Origin of the sequence: Paraburkholderia sp. Cy-641, assembly GCF_011752945.1 — a bacterium.
In the GTDB taxonomy this organism is placed as follows: Bacteria; Pseudomonadota; Gammaproteobacteria; order Burkholderiales; family Burkholderiaceae; genus Paraburkholderia.
In genome coordinates this window covers 116,920-141,945 of sequence record NZ_VWWM01000013.1, presented here as the reverse complement: position 1 = coordinate 141,945, position 25,026 = coordinate 116,920, and the positions used below count along the sequence as shown (strand labels likewise).

The window sequence follows — 25,026 nt, the reverse complement described above, 5'->3', positions numbered from 1 at the left end:
CATCGAGTCGCGAAGTAGATGGTCAGCACGTTCGATGCATCCCAGCAGGAAGACCAGGTCGTCCTGCTGGACTCCGCTCCTCATCCGGCCGCCGATGCCGACGAACCTTTTCTCGTCGCCAGCGACCGCCGTGTGATTCTGACTTATCCGATCGCCGAAGAAGACTTCGAGCGGTTCGGTCCTTTCGATCCCGACGACGATCCCTTCTGCGCGGTGCTCTTTCCCGATGCAATATTTCATCGGCTAGGTCCGCCAGGCGATGGCGATCTCGACGTTCATCCACTGGCGGCGCAAGGTCTCTCCAGTTATTCGGTGCATGAAGTCGTCAATTCGTCTTTGTGCGCGGAAATTGCCGCAGTACAGGTGGGCGCAACGCCAGGCGATGCCGGGACACCGGCACGGCGCCATTTCGTCGTGACGTTCGGTGCGTCGACGTTCGAATGCGTGGCGTCGGACTATACGGTCATTGGCGTATATGGCGCGGGAGAAATCGCCAGCAGGGAAGCATTCGCGTTGGTCAGGTAAGTGGGTCAGATAAGTGGGTCAGATAAGCCAGATAATTTCGCTCGGGCAGGGAAAGACCTGCAACGCCGGGCAGCAATCAGCCAGAACTCACAGCAAGGCGCGGTCCCATAAGCGGGCTTGCGCCGTGCACATTCCAACGTTTGCGCAAGCGAAGCATGCCCGACCTTCGAGGCAGGCCAGCGTCGTTCGCCCCAGGGGCATTTGTCGAAAAGTGCGAGCAGCTACTAGACAGCCCGCCTTGAAACCGTAAAATGGCATGCCTTCATGCTGGCCGCGTGAATGAGATTTCAGGAAAAATAGCTTGGAAATTAGTTATAAAAATATTTGCATTATCATAGCTTGACATCTAGTCTTCATGCGGTTGCAGCACAATGTTTCACTGAAAGATGCACTGTGGATTTTCGGTAATTCTTTCAGAAACTTTATATAAGAAATTATTACGGGGCATCGAAATCACGGTTCTGGTGCATAGCTTTATTGGTTAAGCATATCGAGCCGAAAAGCATTGCCGAAAGCAATGCGCTTCGATGTAGCAGCGGTCGTCGCGAATCGGATTTGCCTGCGCCAGGGCAAGTCACGGGCCTGATTCGCGGTAGTATGGCCGCACGGCGTCCGTTTGCGCGGGCGCGGTATCGGTACGCACCTGCGTTGCGCAAGTGCATGCGAATACTCCATGCCTATCGAAAAACTTGTTGTTCCGCTGCCTGCGGGCCTGAAAGTCTACGTTGAACGTCACGTATTCAATCCGGCTTTCGAGAGTGTCATTCTGATCAATGGAGCGCTTGCCACTACGGCGTCATTCGGTCAGACCATTAAATATCTAGGCGAACGCTATAATGCGATCTGCTTCGATTTACCTTATGCCGGGCAATCTAAGCCGCATAATAAATGCGACTTCATTCTCACTAAAGACGATGAAGTCAACATTCTTCTCTATTTAATCGGCTTATTCGAACCGGCTTATCTGCTGTCGGTCTCGTGGGGCGGAGTGGCGTCGCTGCTCGCGCTGTCGCGGGCGCGCACGAGCGTGCGTCGCGCGGTGATCGCCTCGTTCTCGCCGCGCCTGAACGAGGCCATGACGAACTATGTCAGTTCCGCGCGCGACCATATCGCCGCCGGCGAAAACCTGAAGGCCGCGCAACTGCTCAATGACACGGTCGGCAAGCACTTACCGCGCATTATGAAGCTCTATAACTTCCGCTATCTTGCGACGCTGCCGCGCGAGGAGCAGGAGCAGGTCGCGTTTCATGTCGAGCAGATTCTGGCGATTCGCCCGGAAGATTATCTGCACGAATTCCGCAATATCGACTGCGGCCTGAAATTCCTCAACGGCGAGCTCGACGAATACACGACGCCGGGCGACGTGCGCTCGCTCGGCGAACATCTGCAAAGCGCCGAGTTCTCGACGATCGGCCAGGCCGGGCATTTTCTCGATCTCGAAGGCAAGGCGGCACTGCGCCAGGTTCGCGCGGAGATTCTCGACTACTTCGGGCCCGCGCGGACCCATACCGGCAATCGCGCACGCGATTGCGTCGACGTGCTGGCCGCGCGCGCGCCGATTTTGCCGATGCAGCAACCTTCCATGGCTACCGCCGCCGATCACTCGTTCCAACAGGTCGAACTACCGTGAATATCGTTCAAAGCATTGCCATCGTCGTGCCGTGGACCCTCTGGCTGCTGTACTGGATCGCGACGTCGAAACAGGTCAAGGCGACCGCGCGCAAGGAAGCGTCGCTGTCGCGCACCTTGCAGTCGATTCCGCTGATTGCGGGCGGCGCGCTGATTATCCTGCCGGATTTCACGGCCGCCGCGTGGCGTTTCGACCCGCAGATGTTCGGGCCGCTACAGATCGCCGGTCTCGTCGTACTGCTCGCGGGTCTCGCTTTTTCCGTGTGGGCCCGGCTGCATCTCGGCACGAACTGGAGCGTGTCGGTCACGCTGAAAGACGATCATGAACTCGTGCGCAGCGGGCCTTATGGCCTGGTTCGCCATCCTATTTATACGGGTTGCCTGCTGGCGCTGCTCGGTGCGGCGATAATCGGCGCGCAATGGCGCGGCGCGTTCGGCCTCGCGCTGATTTTCGCGTCGCTCGCCTACAAGGTGCGGGTCGAGGAAAGCTGGCTGACCGGCCACTTCGGCGGCGCTTATACCCAGTACCGCCGCGACGTGGCCGCGCTGATTCCCGGTCTCTTCTGAGCCACCGCATGACGAGAGTCATCATTACCGCGATCGGTTCGGCGGGCGACGTGCATCCGCTGCTCGGCATCGGCGCCGCGCTCGCGGCGCGCGGGCACGAGATCGTGTTTTGCAGCCACCCGCCGTTCGAAGCGGCCGCTGTGCGCCAGGGATTCGCATTCAAGCCGATCGGCACCGCCGACGAATACGCGGCCGCGATGGCGAACCCCGCGCTATGGAATCCGCGCACGTCATTTCGAACGCTGTGGGCCGTGATTGCGCCGACGTTGCAGCCGCACTTTCATACGCTCGTTTCGTTGACCAACGACGACACGGTGCTTGTCGGCAGCTTGTGGGCTTTTTCCGCGCGGCTCATGCAGGAGTTATATCGCGTGCCGCTGGTGTCGGTGCAGGTGTCGCCGTCGACGTTGCTGTCCGCGCATGCGCCGCCGACGCACCCGCGTTTGACGATTCCGCGCTGGCTGCCGCTCGGCGTCAAGGCGGCACTGCTGCGCCTGATTGAAACGCAGGTGCTAGACCGGGTGTGCGGCCCCGAACTCAATGCATTGCGCGCGCAATTGGGGCTGCCGTCGGTCACGCGCATTTTCGGCCACTGGCTGCATTCGACCGACGGCGTGCTGTGCCTGTTTCCCGAATGGTTTGCGCAACCGCAGCCGGATTGGCCCGAGCCGCGTCGGCAGAGCGGCTTTCCGTTATTCAACGAAACGCAGGCGCACGAACCCGACACGCAACTCGAAGCGTTTCTCGAGGACGGCGAGCGCCCCGTCGTGTTCACGGCCGGCTCGACGTTGACCGATCATGCGCACTATGCCGGGATCGTGAATGCGGTGCTGCGTGATACCGGGCTGCGCGGCATTCTATTGACGCCGCATACACAGCAGCAGGCGGAAACGGCAACGGCGCAGCTGCTCACGCGCCGCTATGTGCCGATGCGCACGCTATTGCCGCGCTGCCGCGCGCTCGTGCATCACGGCGGCATCGGCACGGCGGCACTCGCGTATGCGGCCGGTATTCCGCAGGTCGTTACGCCGTTTGCGCACGATCAGTTCGATAACGCGCAACGCGTCGCCGCGAGCGGCTGCGGCGTGCGGCTCGATGCGCCGTTGCAAGCGCGGGCGCTGGCGCGCGCGCTCAGGGACGTGCTCGGTTCCCCGTCGATCGCGACGCAGTGCGTGCGCATGCAGGATCGGCTCGCGGCCGCGCCGGACGGTTGCGACACGGCCGCGCGCTATATCGAAGGATTCATGCGTCGCACGGCGCGCGAGCCCGCGATTGCCGGCGTGCCGTCGTTGGTGCTGGCTGCGGGTGGACAGGGCGCATGAGCACGGCGACGTCAGTGCCGGACAGTGCTGCGCGCGAGGATCGCAGCAACATTCGCGGCAACATGCGCGGCATGCGGCTTGCCTTGCTGACTTTCGCGCTCTCGCTCGCGACGTTTATCGAAGTACTCGACTCGACCGTCACCAATGTCGCGGTGCCGGCTATTTCCGGCAGCCTCGGCGTGTCGAATAGCCAGGGCACATGGGTTATCAGTTCGTATTCGGTCGCCGCCGCGATTGCGGTGCCGCTGACGGGCTGGCTCGCGCAGCGGTTCGGCGAAACGCGGCTTTTTCTCGCGGCGGTGATTCTGTTCACCTCGACCTCGCTGTTGTGCGGCATGGCCGCCAACTTTCACGTGCTGGTCGTGTGCCGCGCCTTGCAGGGGCTGTTTTCCGGGCCGATGGTGCCGCTGTCGCAAACCATTCTGCTGCGCAGTTTTCCGCCGCAAAGACGGGTCGTGGCGCTCGCGCTATGGGCGATGACGGTACTGCTCGCGCCGATTTTCGGGCCGGTCGTGGGCGGCTGGATTATCGACAACTTCTCGTGGCCGTGGATCTTTCTGATCAATCTGCCGATCGGCGTGTTCTCGTTTTCGGTGTGCACGACGCTCTTGCGCCGCGACGCGCATGATTCGGCAACTGAAGCGACCGGAGAGACAGGAGAGACCGCTGCGACCAGGGCGGCCACGCGTGTCGATCTTCCCGGTATTGCGTTGCTCGTGCTCGGCGTCGGCTCGCTGCAAGTCGTGCTCGACCTCGGGCACGACCGCGGCTGGTTCGATTCGCCGCTGATTCTGACGCTTTCGATCGTCGCGGCGCTGTCCATCGTGTCGTTGTTGATCTGGGAAGCGGGCGAGGCGCATCCGGTGATCGATCTGAGCCTGTTTCGCGACCGCACGTTTTCGTTCTGCGTGCTGATTATCTCGCTCGGCATGATGAGTTTTTCGGTGGTCGGCGTGGTGTTTCCGCTCTGGTTGCAGGCCGTGATGGGCTATACCGCCTATCACGCGGGACTCGCCACCGCGCCGCTCGGCGTGCTCGCGCTCGTGTTTTCGATTCTGGTCGGCATTTACGCGCCGCGTTTCGACGCGCGCGTCCTCGCGACGTTCGGCTTTCTCGTATTCGCGGCCGTGCTGTGGTGGAACGCGCATTTCACGCTGACAATGACCTTCGTGCAGATCATCACGCCCGGTCTGATCCAGGGCATCGGCCTGCCGTGTTTTTTTATTCCGCTGACCGCCGCGACGCTGTCGCGCGTACCCGATCACAAGCTGGCCGCCGCCTCGAGCCTGTCGAATTTCCTGCGCACGCTGTCGGCCGCATTCGGCACCGCGATGAGCGTCACGTTGTGGGACAACCGCGCGTTGTTTCACTACGACGTGATTTCCCAGGCGGTGACGAAATCGTCGGGCAATACGCAGCAGTTCGTGCAGAAGCTGCATGGTTTCGGGATCGACGGCGCGCGCGAAGTCACGACGCTGCACCACGTCGTGCAGCAGCAGGCCTACATGATGGCGACCGGCGACATGTTCTATATGGCGAGCGTCACCTGTCTCGCGCTCGCCGCGATGATGTGGCTCACGCGTCCGAAACGCGGCTCCGCGATGACGCTCGGACACTAGGAGAAAGCCAATGACGAAATTGGCCGCGCTGATCGTACTGTTTCATCCGAACGACGAACAACTCGCGCGTGCGGTGGCGATGCGCGCGGTGTGCGACCGCCTGCTCGTGATCGACAACTCGCCCGAGCCCGACGCTCGCGCGGCGCAAGTGCTCGGCGATGCCGGCATCGCACTGCTGCATCACGGCAATCGTCACGGCATTGCGGGCGCATTCAATAGCGGACTGCATGCGCTGTTCGGCCACGGTATGGACGCGGTCGCGCTGTTCGATCAGGACTCGACCATGCCTGAGGGCTATTTCGACGTGATGCGCGAGCGTTGCACGCCGCTCGATGGTCAGCCGTTCCTGATGGGGCCACGTATTTTCGACGAAAACGATCAGCGCTATTTGCCGGAACTCGTCACGAGCGGCCTCGCGGTCAAGCGCCTCGCGACGGATGCCGCTGCCTCATTGCAGCGCTGCGCGTTTCTGATCTCCTCGGGCTCCGTTATTTCGCGCGAGGCATTCGCGCGTCTCGGCCGTTTCGACGAAAGCCTGTTTATCGATCACGTCGATACCGAGTACTGCCTGCGCGCCTTGCTGCGCAACGTACCCGTCTATCTCGTGCCATCGCTCGTGCTACTGCACCGGATCGGTTCGCGGCGCCGCCATAAACTCGGCGCATTCGAAATGACGACGATGAATCACCCCGGCTTTCGTCGCTATTACAGCGCACGCAATGCGATGCAACTCGCGTTGCAATATGGCTTGCGCCTGCCAGTCGCGATCGTGCCGAACCTGCTCACGCTATGGCAGATCGTACAGATCGTTCTGGCCGAACACGACAAGCTCGCGAAGCTGAGCGCGATCGCGCAGGGGCTGATCGACGGTTTGTTCGGACGCATGGGACCGCTCGAACAGGTCCGTCCACGGCTTGCCGCAAAAACGGCTAGCGTGAGGAAGGCCACCGCGGCGGGTTCCTCTTCTCCATCACGCGCCGGCGAAGCCGCGCTGCATCACCCGCACCATTCATGAAACCGCTCATGAAGCCAACCACCATGCGATTTCTTACGCGACACGCGCTGCCCATGCTGCTGATCTCGGCGGCGTTGAGCGGCTGCGTCAGCGATGCCGGTTTGCATGCGAGTGTCGAACCGCTGCAACCGGGCGCCGATGCGCTCGCGAAAACGCTCGGCCCCGACGCGAACGGCGCATGGCCCGCACCCGATTGGGTCAAGCGCTACGGCGATCCGCAACTCGACGAACTGGCCGCCGAGGCATTGCAGCACAATCCCGATCTGCAGATCGCGCAGGCGCGCGTCGGCGCGGCGCAGTCGCAACTGGAGCAGTTTGCCTCGTTGTCCGGATTGAACGGCACGGCGCTCGCGTCGGTCAACAAGGCGCGCCTGCCGCAACCGAACAATGTCGCGAACGTGTCCGTCGCGGGACAGCAGTTTCCGGTGCAACTGTTCGACGATCCGGTGGTGTCGCCATCGGCATTGATGGCGGGGCTCAGCTATCAGCTCGATCTGTGGGGCAAGAACGCGGCGCTTACGCGCAGCCTGCTGTCTTCGCGCGACGCGACGCGCGTCGACGCGGAACAGGCGCGCCTTACGCTGATGGTCGCACTCGTCACGCTGTACTGCGAACTGGACCGCGCATTCACGATGCAAGCGCTGCTGCTGCAGAAGCAACAGGCGGCCGACGGTGTCGATACGGTATTGCGCGAGCGCAGCGCGCGCGGCATCGACAATGCGTACGACGCGGCCGATGCCGAGTTGAAGCGCAGCCGCCTCGCGTCGCAACAGGCCCTCAACGACGAGCGCATCACGCTGACCGAGTTGCAGCTCGGCGTGCTGACGGGCCGAGGGCCCGAGCGTGGCCTGTCGCTGCATCGTCCGCAACTCGCGGCGGCCGCCGACGCGCCGTTGCCCGCGCAATTGCCGGTCGATCTGCTCGGCCGCCGGCCCGATATCGTCGCCGCGCGGCTGCGTGCCGAAGCGGCGCTCAACCATATCGACGCGACGCGCGCGCAGTTCTATCCCGACGTCAATCTTGCGGCGTTCGCGGGCTTGACCGCGTTGACGCCGGCCGCGCTGTTCTCGCGCGCGGCGTTGACCGGTTCGGTCGGGCCGGCGATTTCGCTGCCGGTGTTCGACCGTACGCGGTTGCGCGCGCAATTGCACGGCGACTACGCGAACGTCGACGCGGCGGTGAGCCTCTACAACAAGACCGTCGATGAAGCGCTCGGCGACGTCGCGCGTCAACTGACTTCGCTGCGCACGGTCGAGCGTCTGTCGGCCGAGCAGAACCGCGCGGTCGATTCGGCCACGCGCATCGTCGCGATTGCGCGCGAGCGGCACCGGCGCGGCATCGGCATGCAGAAGGACGTGATGCTCGCCGATCTGTCGCTGCTCGACGAACGCGCGCAACAGGCCGATCTGCAAGGCCGCCGCATGCTGCTGCAAGTCGCGCTGATCGGCGCGCTCGGCGGCGGCTTCGACGAACGCAAGATCAGCGGCGCACCGATCGTTCATTCGCAGACGGTTCTTTTCTCTCACGCACGCCTCATGGATTCGCACTTCGATTGAATGCATAACGATAAACAGGCACAGCAGGCGGCCGGCTGGACACAGGAACAGGCCCACGCAGCGCACGCGGCGGAGAGCGGCGCACCCGATGCGAAGCGCGCAACGCGGCGGCGGCGCTTTGCGCTTTTCTTCGGCGTGGTCGCGCTCGCCGGTGTGGCGTGGCTCTCGTACTGGGGCTTCAGTTCGCGCTTCTTCGAGGAAACCGACGACGCGTACGTGGCCGGCAACATCGTGCAGATCGCGGCGCAAATCCCCGGTACGGTCACCGACATTCTGGTCGAGAACACGCGTCACGTGCGCGCGGGCCAGCCGCTCGTCAAGCTCGACGATGCCGAGGCCGCTGCCGCGTTTGCGCAGGCGCGCGCGCAGTTGACGTCGGCCGTGCGTCAGGTGGCGAACGCCGCGATTTCGCGCAAGCTCTATGTGCAATCGATCGACGCGCGCCGCGCCGAACTCGCGCTCGCGCAGCGTGCGTTGGCCGCGCGCGATCATGCGTCGGTGGAAGTGGTGTCGCCGGAAGAACTCGCGCGTGCGAAAGAGACGGTGGCTGTCGCGCAGGCGAATCTCGCGTCCGCGCAGGTGCAGCTCGATGCCGCGCGCGCGCTCGGCGGCAAATCGTCGATCGAATCGAGTCCGCCCGTGTTACAGGCCGCCGCGCAGTTGCGGCTCGCTTACCGGAACCTGCAACGCACGACGGTGATTGCGCCGATCGACGGCACGGTCGGCCAGCGTGCGGTGCAGATCGGCCAGCAGGTCGGGCCCGGCGTGACGCTGATGTCGATCATTCCGCTCGAACATCTCTGGGTCGAGGCGAACTTCAAGGAAGGGCAGATTCGCCATATGCGCGTGGGCCAGCCGGTGCAGCTCGTGTCGGACGTGTATGGCTCGCAGGTCGTTTATCACGGCCACGTCGAAGGTTTTTCGGCGGGCACGGGCAGTGCGTTTTCGATGCTGCCGTCGCAGAACGCGGCGGGCAACTGGATCAAGGTCGTGCAGCGCGTGCCGATCGTGATTTCGCTCGATGTGGCCGAACTGGCTGCGCATCCGCTGCGGCTCGGTTTATCGATGCAGGCTTCGGTCGATACGCATGAGCGCGGCGGTCATCTGATCGGCAACGATACGTCGGCGATTACGCAGAGCACGCGTGTGCATGACGACGTTTCGCGTGAAGCGGATGCGTTGATCGAGAAGATCGTGCGGGAGAACAGCGATCGCGCGGGCGCGGCGGATTAGTGAGCGGCTTCGCTGAGAGGCTTCGATGGCGGAACGTGCCGGTGAGGATGTACCGGCATGGTTCCGCGTAGACCCTAACTCCGTAGGCATCGCGCTAATTTAATTGCCGGGCTCCAGCACCGGTTTGTCCGGCTCGGCCTGTGTACGATAAGGCAGCTGCGCGGCATGCGGGTTCGTGACGGTGTTGTCGATGACGCGCTCGACGTCCGCGGTTTTCGCGAGTTCGGTCAGGAATGTCTTCTTGTCGAAACCCGGCGCGACGCAGCCTTCGACATAAATAAAGCGGCGCTGCAAGGTCAGCCAGAGCGTGGACTGTTCGCGCCAGTGCGTCGCGACGTTGAGATTCGCGAGACGCCGCCGCACGGTTTCGGCGATTTCCGCGTCGTATAGATAGGCGTTCGGCAAGCGGCAGCGTCCTTCGATCCAGCAGCTATTGCCACGCTCGATGCGGTAATGGCTGTCGTCGAGCCATTCCTGTTCCGTTTCGAATGGACCGAGCGGTGTCGGGCAATCGGCGATTGCCTGGGATATCTGAAAGAAAGGGTCGTGGCCGCGATTGACGCGCGGCGCTTCGGCATAAGCGTAGGCCGTTGCCGCGCAGATCAGCAGACAGGCAAGCCGGCGTTCGGTCAGGCGTTTCATGCTTGCTCCAGTTCCTGCTGCGGTTTGGGGAGTCCTCAAGCACTGGTGACGCAACAGGCTCGAAAGCATCGCCGCGCGCCATCGATCCATTATCGCGCGACCCGCGAAGCAACCTAGCGCCGCGCGCGCCGATATTCGACCGCGAACTTGATCAGCTCCGCCTGCCCCTCGATCTCGAGCTTGCGCTTCAGATTCTGCCGGTGCGTCTCCACGGTGCGCACGGACAGATCGTTGCGTTGCGCGATCTGCTTGCTCGACAGACCCTCGGCGAGCGCATCGAGAATATCGCGCTCGCGAGGCGTGAGCCGCTCGACCGGCGATTGCGTCGCCGACGCCTGGATCAGCCGCGCGCTTAACTCCGCGCTGAAAAACGTCTTGCCGTCGAGCACCGCGCCGATCGCCTGAATGATTTCGAGCGCGGGCGAATCCTTCAGCACATAGCCGCTCGCACCGGCGCGCACCGCTTGCGTCACGTATTCGAGGTTGTCGTGCATTGACAGCATCAGCACGCGAATCGCCGGAAAACGCTCGTGAAACAGGCCCGCCAACGCAATGCCGTTCATGCCGTTCTTCATGCCGACGTCCATCAGCGCGAGGTGCGGTGCCGCCTTCTCGGCGAGTGCGAGCGCTTCCTGTGCGTTGTCCGCTTCGCCGACCACTTCGAAATGGCGCACGGCTTCGAGACGCGCGCGCAGGCCGTCGCGCACGAGCGGATGATCGTCGACGAGCAGCAGGCGCGCGCCCGCGGCAGAAGCGTTGTGGTTCATGAGCGGATTTCCTGCAAGGGCGGCAGCGGGGCATCGGTGGTTGGCAACGGCACGCGCGCGGTGACGACGGTGTGGCCCGCCTGCGAGGCGAGCGCGAGTTTGCCGCCAAGCGCTTCGAGCCGTTCGCGCATGTTGCGCAGACCGACGCCCGCGCGCCGGCCGACGAACGCATCGGTGACGTCGAAGCCGCGGCCATTGTCGGCGATCGTCAGCGTGACCGCGTCGTGCGCGATGTCGAGCGCAAGCGATGCACTCGACGCCTGCGCATGACGGACGATGTTGGTCAGCGCTTCCTGGGCGATGCGAAAGAGCGCGGTGTTGACCGCATCGGGCAAGGTGGCCGCGTGCGTGTGCGCGATCTGCGTGAAGCCGATCTCGATGCCCGACTGTTCGCTCAGTTCGCGCGTGAGCTGTTCGAGCGCGGCGGCGACGCCGAGGTCGTCGAGCATCGACGGCCGCAGCGCATGAGAAATGCGCCGGACTTCGCGCAGCGTATCGCCGAGCCGCGTGAGACCGGTGGACAGCGCGGCTTCGGCGGCGGGCACGCGAGCGTCGCCGCGTTCGAGGCGCGCGAGCGCCGATTCGAGCAGCAGCTTCACGGAGACCATCATCTGGCTGATGCCGTCGTGCAATTCGCGCGACAGCCGCGCGCGTTCGTTTTCCTGCGATTCGACCACCTGGCGCGCGAGCCGCTTCAGTTTCGCGTCGGCGCTGCGATATTCGCTGACGTTGAGCACGAGCGCGCACAGCGCGATCACCGCGAGCCCGGCCACCGCGATCGCGTCGATCCACTTCATCGTGCGATCGATATTGGCGGCCGCCTCGGCGTCGATATGCGCGAGCGTCGAGTCGACGTCGTCGAGATAGATGCCGGTGCCGATCATCCAGCCCCAGCGTTCGAGCGGCACCACGTAGCCGAGTTTCGACTCGATCTTGCCGGTCGACGGGCGATGCCACAGATAGCGCACGTAACCGCCGCCGCGCGTGGCCGCGGCGAGCAGTTGCTGGATCGTCGGCGCGCCCTGGCTGTCGCGCAGCGACCAGAGATCGCGGCCGACCAGATCGGGCTCGCGCGGATGCATCAGCGAGCGGCCATGCATGTCGTAGACGAAGAAGTAGCCGTCCTCGCCGAAATCCATCTTCTTGAGCACGGCGAGCGCGCGCATGCGCAGCAGCGCGTCGTCGCGCGCATTGTCGCGGCCGGCCTCGTAGAGCGGCTCGATCGCGGTGGTCGCGAGTTCGACGTAGTGCCTGAGTTCGATCTCCTTGCTCGCGAGGTAAGCGGCCTGGGTCGTCGCGTGCTGCCGCTCGGCGAGTGCCGTGGCTTCGCGGCGCACCCCCGTTTCGATGCTGGCGATCGCCGCCAGGAACGGCACGATCGCGAGCAGCACAATCTTTGCTTTGAGTTTCATCGTTGAAAAACGGCCGGCAGTCTACGTAGTATTACGTAGACTGCTTACGTAGTTGCGCGCTTGTGAGGACGCCCGTGAAGGCGAATACTACATCCCCGCGGCGCGCCGTGCCGCGTGGGGGCCCTGCGCGCCGTTCGCGGAGCGGTTTCGGCACTTGCGGCGCAAGCGCTCGCGCGAGCCGCGGCGTTCGGGCCGTTTCTTAGGGAATTCCCGGAATTCCATGAAATTCCCCGAACGGCGCGCCCGCTGCCTGTTTTTCCGCCTGACCTCAGGCAACCGGACACCTGCACGCCAGGCCATAAGCGATGACGCGCGGTGTCGACAAGACCCAAGGAGACATACGTGGAGACCACCACTTCCGCCGGCCGTTCATGGCGCTGGCTCATTCTGCTGATTCCTTATATCGCGCTGCTGTGGCTGCCGTTCTATAACGACGCGCATCCCTCGTTCGCGGGCTTTCCGTTTTTCTACTGGTATCAGTTTCTGTGGGTGCCGTTGACCTCGCTGCTGGTCTACATCGTGTATCGAGGTATCAAATGAGCGATCTGAATCCAGTGAACCCCGTCTCGATGTCGGTATTCATCGCGTTCTTCGTGCTCGTGACCGTGATCGGCTTTTTTGCCGCGCGCTGGAAGCGGGGCGATCTCACGCAATTGCACGAGTGGGGCCTCGGCGGCCGCCAGTTCGGCACGATCATTTCGTGGTTCCTCGTCGGCGGCGATTTCTATACTGCCTATACCGTGATCGCGGTGCCCGCGCTCGTTTATTCGGTCGGCGCGTATGGCTTCTTCGCGTTGCCGTACACGATCATCGTCTATCCGTTCGTATTCGCGGTGATGCCAAAGCTGTGGAAAGTCGCGCACGACAAAAACCACATCACGGCGGCCGACTACGTGCACGGCGAGTACGGCGGCAAGTGGTTTCCGGCCGCGGTCGCGCTGACCGGCATCGTCGCGACGATGCCGTATATCGCGCTGCAACTGGTCGGCATGCAGGTCGTCATCAAGGGGCTCGGCGTGAGCGGTGAAATGCCGCTGATCGTCGCGTTCGTGATTCTCGCGCTCTACACCTATGCGAGCGGTTTGCGCGCGCCGGCGATGATCGCGTTCGTCAAGGACATCATGATCTATATCGTCGTGATCGCGGCGGTATGGCTGATTCCGGTGAAGCTCGGCGGCTACGGACACGTGTTCGCCGTGGCCGACGCGCACTTCCAGGCGAAGGGCGGCGCGACCGGTATTCTGCTGAAGCCGTCGCAGTACACCGCATTCGCCTCGCTCGCGCTCGGCTCGGCGCTCGCCGCGTTCATGTATCCGCATACGATGACGGCGGTGTTGTCGTCGGCGTCGGCCAAGACCGTGCGCAAGAACGCGATCTTCCTGCCGGCGTACACGCTGCTGCTCGGCCTGATCGCGCTGCTCGGCTATATGGCGATCGCGGCCGGCGTGAACGTGAAGTCGGCCAGCGACGTCGTGCCCGCGCTGTTCGGCACGCTGTTCCCGGCGTGGTTCATCGGCTTCGCGGCGGCTGCGATTGCGATCAGCGCGCTGGTGCCGGCGGCGATCATGTCGATCGGCGCGGCGAATCTGTTCACGCGCAATCTGTGGCGTCCGCTGGTTGCGCCGAATCTTTCGCCGCAAGCCGAGGCCGCCAACGCGAAGATCGTCTCGCTGGTCGTGAAGTTCGGCGCGCTGCTGTTCATCGTGTTCCTGCCGACGCAGTACGCGATCGATCTGCAACTGCTCGGCGGCGTGTGGATTCTGCAGATTTTCCCGGCCGTCGTGTTCTCGCTGTACACGCGCCGCCTCAATACGCCGGGCCTGTTCATTGGCTGGCTCGTCGGTATCGCGCTCGGCACGGGTCTCGCGATCTCGCAGGGACTCAAGCCGGTGTACGGGCTGCATGTCGGCCATGAGGACTATCCGCTTTATATCGGCATGATCGCGCTGGCGGCGAACATTGTCGTGAGCTTTGCGGTGTCGGCGCTGTCGCCGCGCAGGGCAGCAGTGACGACGGCCTGATCGGCGTCTCGTTGACTGGTTTGAAAAAACGCCTTGGCGCGAATAGCGCCAAGGCGTTTTTTATTGCGTCGGTTCCGCGCCGTTCTGTTTCGTTTTGTTCCGCGCCGTTCCGTTCAGGCAGCGGCCTGGCAAGGTGGCAATGCCAACGCGGCGGAGCGGCCGACGAATCAGCCGGGCAGCACGCCCACTCCGCTAGAACCGCTCGACGCGAAACGGCCACGGGTCCACGAGCGTTTCCTCGCCGCTCATCATCTCGGCGAGCAGCCGGCCCGTCACCGGCCCGAGCGTCAGGCCGTGATGCGCGTGGCCGAATGCAAACCACAGGCCCTGATGCTTCTTCGCCGCACCGATGATCGGCATCATGTCCGGCGTGCAGGGGCGGCGCCCCATCCACGGCTCGGCGTCGAGACGCTCGCCGAGCGGGAACAGCGTGCGCGCGATCGGCTCGACCGCGTCGAGTTGCGCCGGTGTTTTGTCCGCGTCGCGCCGCGCGATTTCCGCGCCGGTGGTCAGGCGGATGCCGCGTGCCATCGGCGCGAGCACGTAGCCGTTTTCGGCGTCGAGCACCGGATGATTGAGCCGCGCCGTCTGACGCGGCGCATAGTGCATGTGATAGCCGCGCTTGACCGCGAGCGGCAGCCGATACCCGAGCCGCGTACTGATGCGATCCGACCACGGCCCGAGCGCGACGACGACCGACTCGGCCTCGAGCGTCCCTTCCTGCGTGTCGACTTGCCAGCCTTCGCGCAGCGTGTCGGCGTCGCCGATAAAAAACCGCCCGCCGAGCGCTTCGAAATAGCGTGCATATGCGGTGACGAGTGCGTTCGGATCGCTGACCGTGTCGGAGTCCGGATAACGCAGGCCGCCTTGCAGACGCTTGTCGAGGTCGGGTTCCAGCTGCCGCAGACGCGGTGCGTCGAGCGTTTCAAACGCGACGCCGTATTCGCGATGCCAGCGCTCGGCGATCCGTATTTCGGCATCCCTGGCAATACCGCTGCGAAACACCTTGATCCAGCCGGTCGGGCGCAGCAGCGCGCTGGCTCCCGCGGCGGCGGCCAGCGCGTGATGTTCGCTGATGCAATGCTCGATCAGCGTCGCGTACGACTTCGCGATGGCCGCGTGCTTCAGCGGATGCGAGTTGCGCCAGTAGCGCCACAGAAACGGCGCGGTTTCGAGCATGGCGTTGGCGTGATAGCGCACCTCGGGCGACTGGTTGCGCGCATAGCGCAGCAGCGTGCCGAGCCTGCGCGGCAGCGCGTACGGATAGACGCCTTCGCGCTGGATCAGCCCCGCGTTGCCGAACGAGGTCTCGTTGCCGGGCTGCTTGCGGTCGAGCAGCGCGACCGCGCGTCCGCGTTTCTGAAGATGCACGGCGACGCACACACCGACAATGCCGGCGCCGAGCACCACGGTATCGAATTTCATGCGGCTGCGCGTCTCGTCCAGGGTCACTGCGGGTCACAGCCGGGTTACGGCTCTCGACGCTCGGAACAGGGCGGCAGCCTGGAAAGGCAGGGGACGGCGAGGATGCGGCGAAGGGAGCGTGCTTTTATCTTATACGCTGATCGGCCCGCTGATCTATTGGCGAAAAACCGTGGTTGGGAAAGCCCCAGGGCCGCGCAAAAGTCCCGCTACGGGTGCGGTTTGCGCCATCGGAACGCATGTTTGAAATGTCTCGCGGACGGGGGGCGATCGGGGAAGAGATCGGCCTCGCACCCGTCAGCGTGTAAACTGCTGAGTTTTTTGCTTCCGGTGGTATGTTGCAAGCCCCCCAGCGCACCGCTCTGAGCGGCCCCGCGCTCGTTCGCCTACTGACCCGTCTCGCGGATGTCGATGCCGTCGAATCGCGGCAATCGTTGTCGGATCAACTGAGCCAGTGGCTCGGCTGGACCGATGCGATCGCGTTGTCGTCGGCGTTGAACGGCGCGCCGCCGACCGTCGCCGCCGGCGCGCGCGGCTTCGGCCGTGCCGACGAAGACGAATGCGCGCGTGTGCGCGGCTCGCTCGCGAGCGCCATCGCCGGCGACAGCGTGCTTGCGCCCGCGCGGCGGCACGCACCGGCGCGGGCGTCGGCACCGGCTCACGGATCGGCGCATGGTTCGACGCGGATGTCGGCACAGATGTCGGCACAGCTACCGGCGCAACGCGGCGGCGCCGACCCGCAAGCCGACTACGCGGTGTTTCGTCAGCGCTATCTTGCGCTCCAGCAGTCGATGGAGACGGCGATCGGCACGTTGCGCGGCCGTCTGCGCGCGCTGCTCGCCGCGCGTACGCCGGCGTTCGCGCGCCTCGCGGTCGTGGATGCGGTGATGGAGCGCGCGCTGAGCGAGCGCGAGCGGACCGTGCTGGCGGCGGTGCCGGGATTGCTCGGCGGGCACTTCGCGCGTTTGCGCGAGGTTGCGCTTCAGCGGCAGGCCGAAGCTGAAGCTGCAACCGAAACCGCAGCCGAAGCGGATGCCGCGCGGCAAAAGCTGGCCGAAGCCGATACCGCAGCCGATGCCGAAGGCGATGCCAGCGCCGCACGGCAGAGCCCGGCACAGATGCAAGCCGGCGCCGATCCCACGCCGGCCGAAGCGCTTGAGGCTGAGGCCACGGCCCGCGCCGCCACCACCGCCCAGGCAAAAGCCGTGGCCGCGGCCGCGGACCCCGCCGGGGTTTCCGCGACCGCCGGCCACCGCGCGCCGGTCACGCAGGACGCGTGGCTGGACGTATTCCGCAAGGACATGCAGAGCGTCTTGCTTGCCGAACTGGATGTCCGTTTTCAACCGGTCGAAGGGCTGCTCGCGGCCCTTCGCGCCTGCTAACTGGGACCCCATGTCCAGATATCGTATCGATCTCGTCGTGTTTCTCGCGGGTCTCGCCGCTGTGTGCTGGATCGCAGCCGGCTATGCCGTCACCAACCCGCTCGCGTTCGCCGTCACGCTGCTGATCGGCATGTTCTACGTGCTGGGCGCGCTCGAATTGCGCCGCTATAGCCAGGCCACCGGCACGTTGACGCGCGCGGTCTCCGCACTGTCCGGTCCGCCGCCGGGGCTGTCGGCGTTTCTCGACACGCTGCATCCGGGGTTGCGCAATGCCGTGCGTCTGCGTGTCGAGGGCGAGCGCGTGGCGCTGCCGGGCCCCGCGTTGGCGCCTTATCTGGTCGGCCTGCTGGTTCTGCTCGGCATGCTCGGCACGCTGCTCGGCATGGTGATGACGCTGCGCGGCACCGGCCTCGCGCTCGAAAGCGCCAGCGATCTGCAGGCGATCCGCGCCTCGCTGGCGGCGCCGGTCAAGGGGCTCGGCTTCGCGTTCGGCACCTCGATCGCGGGTGTTTCGACGTCCGCGATGCTTGGGCTCCTGTCGGCGCTGTGCCGCCGCGAACGGCTCGATGCCGCGCAACAGCTCGACCTGAAGATCGCGACGACGCTGCGCGTCTATTCGCGCAGCCATCAGCGCGAGGAAAGCTTCCGGCTGCTGCAGCGCCAGTCCGACGCGATGCCGCAACTGGTCGAACGTTTGCAGACGATGATGAGCGCGATCGAGCAGCAGAGCGTCGCGTCGAACGAACGGCAGATCGCGGGCCTCGACGCGTTTTACGGCCGCACCGAGGCCGCGTACCAGCGCCTCGCCGGCGTCATCGAACAGTCGCTGAAGGACAGCGTGGCCGGCAGCGCGCGTGCGGCCGGCGAGGCGTTGCAGCCGGTCGTCGCCGCGACGATGGTCGGTCTCGCGCGCGAGACCACGGCGTTGCACGACTCCGTGACGCAGGCGGTGCACAGGCAGCTCGACGGCATGTCGGACGGCTTCGCGGCGACCAGCGCGAACGTCGCGCGGATCTGGAACGACGCGCTCGCCGGACATCGCGAGGCGAGCGAGGCGCTCGCCGGACAGCAGCGCGCGTCGCTCGCGCGTGTCGCCGAAACCTTCGAGCAGCGCTCGGCGGCCTTGCTCGACGGCGTGTCCGTGCGGCTCGAAGCGAGCGCGAGCGGCATGTCGCAGGCGTGGGATGCGGCGCTCTCGCGTCAGCACAGCGCGGGCGAACAGCTTGCGGCGAACAACGAGCAGGCGCTGGCGCAGGCCGCGGCGACGTTCGAGCGGCATGGCGCGTCGTTGCTGCAAGCGGTCGGCCAGTCGCATGCGGACTTGCAGACGCAACTCGCGGCATGCGACGAACAGCGCCTGAGCGCGTGGACCGAGTCGCTTGGGGCGATGAACGCGAAGCTGGGTGAGCAATGGCAGCAGACCGGTGAGCAAACCGCGAGCCGTCAGCGGGAGATTTGCGAAACGCTGGCGCAAACCGCGCGCGATATTTCGGCGCAAACACAGACTCATGCACGGGAGACAATCGGCGAAATCGACCGCCTCGTACAGGCAGCGGCCGATGCACCGAAGGCCGCGCTGGCGATGCAAACCGAACTGGCCGCGCGCGATGAGCAGCGTTTGACTACGTGGACTGAAACGCTTGGCGCGATGGCTGCGAATCTGAGCGAGCAATGGCAGCAGACCGGTGAGCAAACCGCGAGCCGTCAGCAGGAAATCTGCGAAACGCTGGCACAGACCGCGCGTGATATTTCGGTGCAAGCGCAAGCGCATGCAACGGAAACGATTGGCGAAATCGACCGCCTTGTACAGGCAGCGGCCGAAGCCCCGAAGGCCGCACTGGCGATGCAAACCGAACTGGCCGCACGCGACGAACAACGTCTGACCACATGGACCGAAACGCTCGGCGCAATGGCTGCGAATCTGAGCGAACAATGGCAGCAGACCGGCGAGCAAACCGCAAGCCGTCAGCAGGAGATTTGCGAAACGCTGGCTCAAACCGCGCGTGATATTTCGGCGCAAACACAGACTCACGCACGCGAAACAATCGGCGAAATCGACCGCCTCGTACAGGCAGCGGCCGAAGCACCGAAGGCTGCGCTGGCGATGCAAACCGAACTCGCCGCACGCGACGAGCAACGCCTGACCACATGGACCGAAACGCTCGGCGCAATGGCTGCGAATCTGAGCGAGCAATGGCAGCAAACCGGCGCGCAAACCGTAAGCCGCCAGCAGGAAATCTGCGAAGCGCTCGCACAGACCGCGCGCGACATCTCGGCGCAAACACAGACCCACGCACGCGAAACAATCGCCGAAATCGAGCGGCTCGTGCAGGCGGCATCGGAAGCGCCGAAGGCCGCCGCCGAGGTCGTCGCCGAACTGCGCCAGAAGCTCTCCGACAGCATGGTCCGCGATACCGCGATGCTGCAGGAACGCAGCCGTCTGCTAGAAACGCTGGAGACGCTGCTCGATGCGGTCAACCACGCGTCCACCGAACAGCGCACGGCCGTCGATGCGCTCGTTTCCACCTCGGCGGATTTGCTGGAGCGCGTCGGCAGCCGCTTCACCGATCACCTCGAACACGAGACCGGCAAGCTCGGCGCGGTCGCCGCGCAAGTCACCGGCAGCGCGGTCGAAGTGGCGAGCCTCGGCGAAGCATTCGGCGCGGCCGTGCAGGTCTTCGGCGAATCGAACGACAAGCTCGTCGCGCATCTCGAACGCATCGAAGCGGCGCTCGGCAGATCGCTCACGCGCAGCGACGAGCAACTGGCCTATTACGTTGCCCAGGCGCGTGAAGTAGTCGACCTGAGCGTGATGTCGCAGAAGCAGATCGTCGAGGATCTGCAACGGCTTGCCGTGCAGCGCGCAACCGCCGGAGCCGACGCGGTATGAGCGAGGACATCGACGGCGGCGTGGAAACGGCCGCGCCGATCTGGGCCGCTTTCGGCGATCTGATGTCGGTGCTGCTCGGCGCGTTCGTGCTGATTCTGGTGGGCGTGATCGGCGTGCAGCTCGAACTGTCGAGCAAGCTCGAACAGGAGGTCAAGCAGCGCCAGGCCGAAACGCAGCGCCGCAAGACGCTCGAACAGGCGCTCGCCGGGCCGCTCGCGGCGGGTCGCGTGACGCTCGTCAACGGGCGCATCGGCATTAGCGGCAACGTGCTGTTCGCCTTGAACTCGGATCAGTTGCAGCCCGAGGGCCGCGCGTTGCTGAAGAGCCTCGCCGGACCGCTTGGCGCCTATCTGCGTGCGAGCGACCAGATTCTGATGGTGAGCGGCTTTACCGACGACCAGCGTTTGCGCGAAGGCAACCGGCGTTTCGCCGATAACTGGGAGCTGTCGGCGCAGCGCGCGCTGACCGTGACGCGCGCGCTGATCGACGACGGCGTTCCGGCGGCGTCGCTGTTCGCGGCCGCGTTCGGTTCGGGCCAGCCGGTGAGTTCGAATGCCGACGAGCAGGGCCGTGCGAAAAATCGTCGCGTCGAAATCGCGCCGGTGCCGCGGCCGTCCGCCGCGGCCGCCACGGAGAAGTCCGGTGCTTGACGACGAGCGCGGCGAGTATGGCGAGAGTAGCGAGCAGGGCAATCGGGACGGGCGCGCGGCGAGCCTGACGCATGCCGTGCAGGACGATGCGCGCCATCCGGTTCGCGCCACGCTCGACGCATGGCGCGCGCGCGGCGCGGATCGCCTCGACCCGGTGCGCTTTCATTTCATCGAGGCACTGGCGCGGCGCGTGCTGCATCACCACGGCGAGGCGCGGCGCGTGCTCGACGAGAGACTGGCGGGATTGCTCGATGCCTATGCGGCCGTCGTGGCCGAGGCCGATAGCGCGTCCGAACCTTCTGCGGCGGCAGGCGAGTCCAATGACGACGCGACACTCGCGAGCCTCGTCGAACGCATGGCTCATCGCGCGCGTCCTCATGGCGAGGCCAGCGCCGCCGCTTATCCCGAACTGCCCGCGCTCGATTACTTCAGGGACGTCTGGTCCAGAGTCCGCACCGAGAAGCAGTTGCGTCAGTCGCTCGCGAAGGTGCCGGGCAATGCGGGGCCGCTCAATTCGAGCAGCCTCGTGCATCGCGCGTTGTCGTTGATGCGCGAGTTGTCGCCGGAATATCTGAAGCAGTTTCTGTCGTACGTCGATACGCTGGCGTGGCTCGAACAGATGAACGGCGGCGCGCCCGCCGCTAAAGAAACACCGCGTGCGGCGAGCACGGGCAAGGGCGCGCGCGGCAAGGCGCGCTGAATTCCGCCGGCGTTCATGCCGGGGTTCGCGCTGAGGTTCGCGCCGCGCCGAAGCGTTCAGTCGAAATCGAACATGTCGAAAATCGAACGCTTCTTCCGGTAGCCGCGATAGTCCGCGCGGCGCTCGTCGTGGCCGCGCTGGCGCTCTCCTTCATACCTGCGCTCTGCGTGCCGCGCATCGTCGCGTGTGGGGCCCGCGTCGCCTATGTCCTGCGCAATCAGCTTGTCGAGTTCGCCGCGATCGAGCCATACGCCGCGGCAGTTCGGGCAGTAGTCGATCTCGATCGAGCGGCGCTCGGTCATCAGCAGATCGGTCGTCGTGCAGACAGGGCATTTCATGATGAAGCTCCTTGTGTTCGCGGGCATCGAATGGGCCGATGCCCTTTTTCAAACAACCTTCAAACAACCCTCAAACTTTCCAACCGCATTTCACGCACGCGGGACCAGAGGTACGCCACCGGGGCTCGCAGTCGCGCTGTCGAGCCGCAGTGACGGCGGCCGTCAACGCGAGACACCTTCCACCCGCTTCGCCGGCTTCGCTTTCGCGCGCCTCGCGAGCATGTTCATCATCTCGACGAATGCGGAGAACGCCATCGCCGCGTAGATGTAAGCCTTCGGCACGTGCGAGCCGAAACCTTCGGCGATCAGCGTCATGCCGATCACGAGCAGGAAGCTCAGCGCCAGCATCACGATGGTCGGATTGCGCTCGATGAAGCGCGCGAGCGGCTGCGCGGCGAACAGCATCGCCATGACCGAGACGATCACCGCGACGAACATGATCGGCATGTGCTCGGTCATGCCGACCGCGGTGATGATGCTGTCGACCGAAAACACGAGGTCGAGCACGATGATCTGGCCGATCGCGGCCGCCACGCCCAACTGCACGGTCGAGCTTGCCTTGGCGGCGACGTCGTCCGCGTGGGTCACGTGATGGCGGATTTCGCTCGTCGCCTTCCACACGAGGAACAGGCCGCCGCCGAGCAGGATCAGATCGCGCCACGAAAACCCGTGGCCGAACAGCGTGAACACGGCTTCGGTCAACTGCGCGATCCATGCGACCGTGCCGAGCAGGGTCAGCCGCATCACCAGCGCGAGCATGAGGCCGAGGCGCTGCGTGCGCGCGCGTTGCGCGGCCGGCAACTTGTTGCTGAGGATCGAGATGAAGATCAGGTTGTCGATGCCGAGCACGATCTCCATCACGATCAGCGTGAGGAGCGCGGCCCAGGTGGCGGGATCGGCGGCGAGGGCGAGCAGGGTATCCATGAGATGGTTCGTCAAAGGCGATGCGCCGGTGGTGGCGGAACCGTCATGATCGGGATTTTCATGGTTCGAATAAACCAGTGATAAGCTGAGCAATACATCGGTTTTTTCGAAGTATCAAACGAGCATGCTCAACTACCGTCATCTGTACTATTTCTGGATCGTCGTGAAGGAAGGCGGTTTCGCGCGCGCCGCCGAACGGCTCGACATGGCCGTGCAGACGATCAGCGCACAGGTGCGCGAGCTCGAAAAAGCGCTCGGGCGTCAGCTGCTGAAGCCGGCCGGGCGCGGCGTCGCGATGACCGAAGCCGGCGAGCAGGCGTTCAATCGCGCCGAGCAGATCTTCCAGCTCGGCGAGGCCTTGCTCGACGAAATGCGCGAGGCGACCGGCGCAGGCGCGGTGCGCTTCGCGGTCGGGTTGTCGGACGGCATGTCGAAGCTCGCCGCGCATGCGCTGCTCGCGCCGGTGCTGGCCACGCCGTCGCTGCGACTGCTGTGCCACGAGGGCGAGCCCGCGCAGCTATTGTCGGAGCTGGCGTTGCATCGGCTCGATCTCGTACTTGCCTGTCAGCCGGCGCCGCATGGCGCGGATCTGCGCGTCGTGAGCCAGCGTGTCGCCGGTTCGCCGGTGGATTGGTACGGCCCCGCGCAGATCGTGCGCAAGCCGGTTCGCGCGAGTTTTCCGCACTGTCTCGCGGAGGTGCCCGTGCTGCTGCCGACCCGTCACGGTGCCTTGCGCGCGCGGCTCGACCGCTGGTTCGAGGCGCAGGGCGTTCGTCCGCGCATCGTCGGCGAATTCGAGGACAGCGCGCTGATGGCGGTGTTCGCGGCGCGCGGGCTCGGCGTGTTTCCGCTCGCGGAGCCAGGCGCCGACGATCTGTCGTTGCTGCCGGGATTGCGCCGGCTCGGCCGCGCGGACGGCGTGCTCGAAGAGATTCACGCGATCCGTTCGCGGCGCGGCCAGCACCATGCGCTGGCCTCGCAGGTGATCGCGGCGGCGCAGCCGTGAGAGCGATGTGTTTTCAGCACCCTCGGCACCTGCGCCGCTTTCACGACGCGCCGCCCGTCATCAGAACGCGTGACGCATGCCGACCGTGACCGCCACCTGCGTATTCGTCGACGACGGCGACAGCGTGTTGATCATCGCGTGCGACAGCACCGACCCAGCTGGCGCGCCGTGCGCGTTCTGGTACACGCTTTCGAGGTAGAAGTCCGTGCGCTTGCTGAGCGCGTAGTCGGTCTGCAGCATCGCGGTGTTCCAGGCCGGCGACGAGCCGTTGTACGCGCCGTGCGTGTAGGTGTAGGCGCCCGATACGCTCCATGCCGGCGTCAGTTCGTACTTCACGTTCGCCTCGTAGTTGTCGAGGCGCAGCGAACCGCCGAGCGTGCCGGCCGGGTCGCCGCTCGCGCCGAGATAGTCGCCCGTGCCGAACGAGAACACGCCCGCGACGTCGTCGATCTGCGTGTGGCTCCACAGCAGGCCCACCGTGGCCGGACCGAACGTGTAGTTGCCGCCGAGCGACCAGATGCGCTGACGCCGCGCGATGAAGTTCGCGCTCGCGTCGCTGGCCGTCACGGCGCCCGTGCCGTTGCCCGCGTTGTTCAACTGCAGATAGCCGGCCGCGAGATTGAGCGGGCCTTGCGCATACGACAGACCGAAGCCGTACGAGCGGTTGTTCGCGAAGTCGCCGGCCTTGTTGCTGAACGAGTACATCGTTTCGAACGTGACGCCGTGATAGACCGGGCTCGCGTACTTGACCGAGTTGTTGATGACGACCGAGTTCGCGGCGAGATTGTCGTTCTCGAACGGATGCGCGGCGAGGCTGCCGCCCCAGGTGTTGAAGCTTGCGGAGAGCGGGCCGACGAGGTCGTTCATCACGTCGAACTGGCGGCCGAACGTCAGCGTGCCGTACGGATCGCTTTGCAGGCCGACCCATGCCTGCGAGCCGAACGCGCTGCCGGAGAACGCCTGCGCGCCGTTGTTGAGCAGGAAGCCCTGTTCGAGCTTGAAGACCGCGTGCAGGCCGGCGCCGAGGTCTTCCGAACCCTTGAGGCCGAACACCGTGTTCTGCGTCGTGCTGCTCATGACTTGCCAGTTGCTGTGGCCGAACTGGTTGTTCGTATAGACGAGGCCGGTATCGAGCAGGCCGTAGAGCGTCACGCTGCTTTGCGCGTGCGCGGACAGCGTGAAGGCGCCGCACAGCGCGGCGGCGAGCAGGGTCTTTTTCATGGCGAGTGGTCCTTGATTAAAACGATCTTGTTCGAGTGATCTGGATGCGTCGTGCTTCGTCGTGCAATGGGCTGCGGGCCGTCGATAAGCACGCGGCATGCCAGTGGCGGCAACAAGCGCCCGCCGGCCGGCTCGCGCGGGCCGTGTGGGGACGAGGCAGGGTTTTCCGGAACACCGGCGTGAGC

Annotated in this window: 22 protein-coding genes; 15 read left to right on the top strand and 7 right to left on the bottom strand. The window is 64.9% G+C overall.

All coding sequences use genetic code 11. From position 1 onward, the window contains the following. The first annotated feature begins 18 nt into the window (after positions 1–18). The 8 genes from F3J20_RS09000 (at position 19) to F3J20_RS08965 (ending at position 9,466) form a co-directional block, all read left to right on the top strand. On the top strand, positions 19–525 hold the full coding sequence (locus F3J20_RS09000; RefSeq protein ID WP_167283203.1) for a hypothetical protein: 507 nt from the start codon (positions 19–21) through the stop codon (positions 523–525). A 673-nt stretch (positions 526–1,198) separates the two neighbouring features. Continuing rightward, on the top strand, positions 1,199–2,155 hold the full coding sequence (locus F3J20_RS08995) for an alpha/beta hydrolase (RefSeq protein ID WP_167043617.1): 957 nt from the start codon (positions 1,199–1,201) through the stop codon (positions 2,153–2,155). Continuing rightward, on the top strand, positions 2,152–2,721 hold the full coding sequence (locus F3J20_RS08990) for an isoprenylcysteine carboxylmethyltransferase family protein (protein ID WP_167043618.1): 570 nt from the start codon (positions 2,152–2,154) through the stop codon (positions 2,719–2,721). Before F3J20_RS08995 ends, F3J20_RS08990 begins: the two co-directional genes overlap by 4 nt. Positions 2,722–2,729: 8 nt before the next feature. Next, entirely contained in the window at positions 2,730–4,043 is a 1,314-nt protein-coding gene (locus F3J20_RS08985; RefSeq protein WP_167283201.1) for a nucleotide disphospho-sugar-binding domain-containing protein, read from the top strand. A 62-nt stretch (positions 4,044–4,105) separates the two neighbouring features. Beyond that, a complete protein-coding gene (locus F3J20_RS08980) occupies positions 4,106–5,662 on the top strand; it encodes a DHA2 family efflux MFS transporter permease subunit (RefSeq protein ID WP_240159053.1) in 1,557 nt (518 codons plus the stop codon). A 10-nt stretch (positions 5,663–5,672) separates the two neighbouring features. Then, positions 5,673–6,677: a glycosyltransferase family 2 protein gene (locus F3J20_RS08975; RefSeq protein WP_167283197.1), complete on the top strand. Its 1,005-nt coding sequence runs from the start codon at positions 5,673–5,675 to the stop codon at positions 6,675–6,677. Positions 6,678–6,685: 8 nt separating this feature from the next. Next, positions 6,686–8,233 (top strand): efflux transporter outer membrane subunit, encoded by a 1,548-nt coding sequence (locus F3J20_RS08970; RefSeq protein WP_167283194.1) that lies wholly within the window; start codon positions 6,686–6,688, stop codon positions 8,231–8,233. Beyond that, a complete protein-coding gene (locus tag F3J20_RS08965) occupies positions 8,234–9,466 on the top strand; it encodes an HlyD family efflux transporter periplasmic adaptor subunit (protein WP_167283192.1) in 1,233 nt (410 codons plus the stop codon). A gap of 99 nt (positions 9,467–9,565) precedes the next feature. Here F3J20_RS08965 and F3J20_RS08960 read toward each other — a convergent pair whose 3' ends face one another. The 3 genes from F3J20_RS08960 to F3J20_RS08950 all read right to left on the bottom strand — a co-directional run bounded on the left by F3J20_RS08960 (position 9,566) and on the right by F3J20_RS08950 (position 12,287). Next, positions 9,566–10,108, bottom strand: a complete 543-nt coding sequence (locus F3J20_RS08960; protein WP_167283190.1) for a hypothetical protein — start codon at positions 10,106–10,108, stop codon at positions 9,566–9,568. 113 nt (positions 10,109–10,221) lie between these two features. Further along, on the bottom strand, positions 10,222–10,875 hold the full coding sequence (locus F3J20_RS08955) for a response regulator transcription factor (RefSeq protein WP_167283188.1): 654 nt from the start codon (positions 10,873–10,875) through the stop codon (positions 10,222–10,224). Then, positions 10,872–12,287 carry a cache domain-containing protein gene (locus tag F3J20_RS08950; RefSeq protein WP_167043633.1) on the bottom strand — a complete coding sequence of 472 codons (1,416 nt, stop codon included), beginning with the start codon at positions 12,285–12,287 and terminating at the stop codon, positions 10,872–10,874. Before F3J20_RS08950 ends, F3J20_RS08955 begins: the two co-directional genes overlap by 4 nt. A gap of 342 nt (positions 12,288–12,629) precedes the next feature. Between F3J20_RS08950 and F3J20_RS08945 the strand changes: the two genes are divergently transcribed. Next, positions 12,630–12,827, top strand: a complete 198-nt coding sequence (locus tag F3J20_RS08945) for a DUF3311 domain-containing protein (protein ID WP_167043635.1) — start codon at positions 12,630–12,632, stop codon at positions 12,825–12,827. Then, complete coding sequence (locus F3J20_RS08940) at positions 12,824–14,308, top strand: sodium:solute symporter family protein (RefSeq protein ID WP_167043637.1); 1,485 nt, start codon at positions 12,824–12,826, stop codon at positions 14,306–14,308. The genes F3J20_RS08945 and F3J20_RS08940 overlap by 4 nt, the downstream gene beginning before the upstream one ends. Positions 14,309–14,500: 192 nt before the next feature. On the opposite strand, the gene F3J20_RS08935 is transcribed toward F3J20_RS08940, so the two are convergent. Next, positions 14,501–15,733, bottom strand: a complete 1,233-nt coding sequence (locus tag F3J20_RS08935; protein WP_167043639.1) for an FAD-dependent oxidoreductase — start codon at positions 15,731–15,733, stop codon at positions 14,501–14,503. A gap of 332 nt (positions 15,734–16,065) precedes the next feature. Between F3J20_RS08935 and F3J20_RS08930 the strand changes: the two genes are divergently transcribed. The 4 genes from F3J20_RS08930 to F3J20_RS08915 all read left to right on the top strand — a co-directional run bounded on the left by F3J20_RS08930 (position 16,066) and on the right by F3J20_RS08915 (position 21,352). Beyond that, positions 16,066–17,112, top strand: a complete 1,047-nt coding sequence (locus tag F3J20_RS08930) for a DUF3348 domain-containing protein (protein ID WP_167283186.1) — start codon at positions 16,066–16,068, stop codon at positions 17,110–17,112. A 10-nt stretch (positions 17,113–17,122) separates the two neighbouring features. Beyond that, positions 17,123–20,002: a DUF802 domain-containing protein gene (locus F3J20_RS08925; protein ID WP_167283184.1), complete on the top strand. Its 2,880-nt coding sequence runs from the start codon at positions 17,123–17,125 to the stop codon at positions 20,000–20,002. Next, on the top strand, positions 19,999–20,652 hold the full coding sequence (locus tag F3J20_RS08920; RefSeq protein WP_167043645.1) for an OmpA family protein: 654 nt from the start codon (positions 19,999–20,001) through the stop codon (positions 20,650–20,652). Before F3J20_RS08925 ends, F3J20_RS08920 begins: the two co-directional genes overlap by 4 nt. Positions 20,653–20,728: 76 nt before the next feature. After that, on the top strand, positions 20,729–21,352 hold the full coding sequence (locus F3J20_RS08915; protein WP_345889854.1) for a DUF2894 domain-containing protein: 624 nt from the start codon (positions 20,729–20,731) through the stop codon (positions 21,350–21,352). Positions 21,353–21,408: 56 nt separating this feature from the next. Here F3J20_RS08915 and F3J20_RS08910 read toward each other — a convergent pair whose 3' ends face one another. Beyond that, entirely contained in the window at positions 21,409–21,690 is a 282-nt protein-coding gene (locus F3J20_RS08910) for a zf-TFIIB domain-containing protein (RefSeq protein ID WP_167043649.1), read from the bottom strand. 162 nt (positions 21,691–21,852) lie between these two features. Then, positions 21,853–22,614 (bottom strand): TerC family protein, encoded by a 762-nt coding sequence (locus tag F3J20_RS08905; protein WP_167283180.1) that lies wholly within the window; start codon positions 22,612–22,614, stop codon positions 21,853–21,855. A gap of 124 nt (positions 22,615–22,738) precedes the next feature. On the opposite strand from F3J20_RS08905, the gene F3J20_RS08900 reads away from it, so the two are divergent. Further along, positions 22,739–23,620, top strand: a complete 882-nt coding sequence (locus F3J20_RS08900; protein WP_167283178.1) for a LysR family transcriptional regulator — start codon at positions 22,739–22,741, stop codon at positions 23,618–23,620. Positions 23,621–23,680: 60 nt separating this feature from the next. Here F3J20_RS08900 and F3J20_RS08895 read toward each other — a convergent pair whose 3' ends face one another. Beyond that, the gene (locus tag F3J20_RS08895; RefSeq protein WP_167283176.1) at positions 23,681–24,841 is read right to left on the bottom strand and encodes a porin; all 1,161 of its coding nucleotides are present in this window, start codon (positions 24,839–24,841) and stop codon (positions 23,681–23,683) included. Positions 24,842–25,026: the final 185 nt, after the last annotated feature.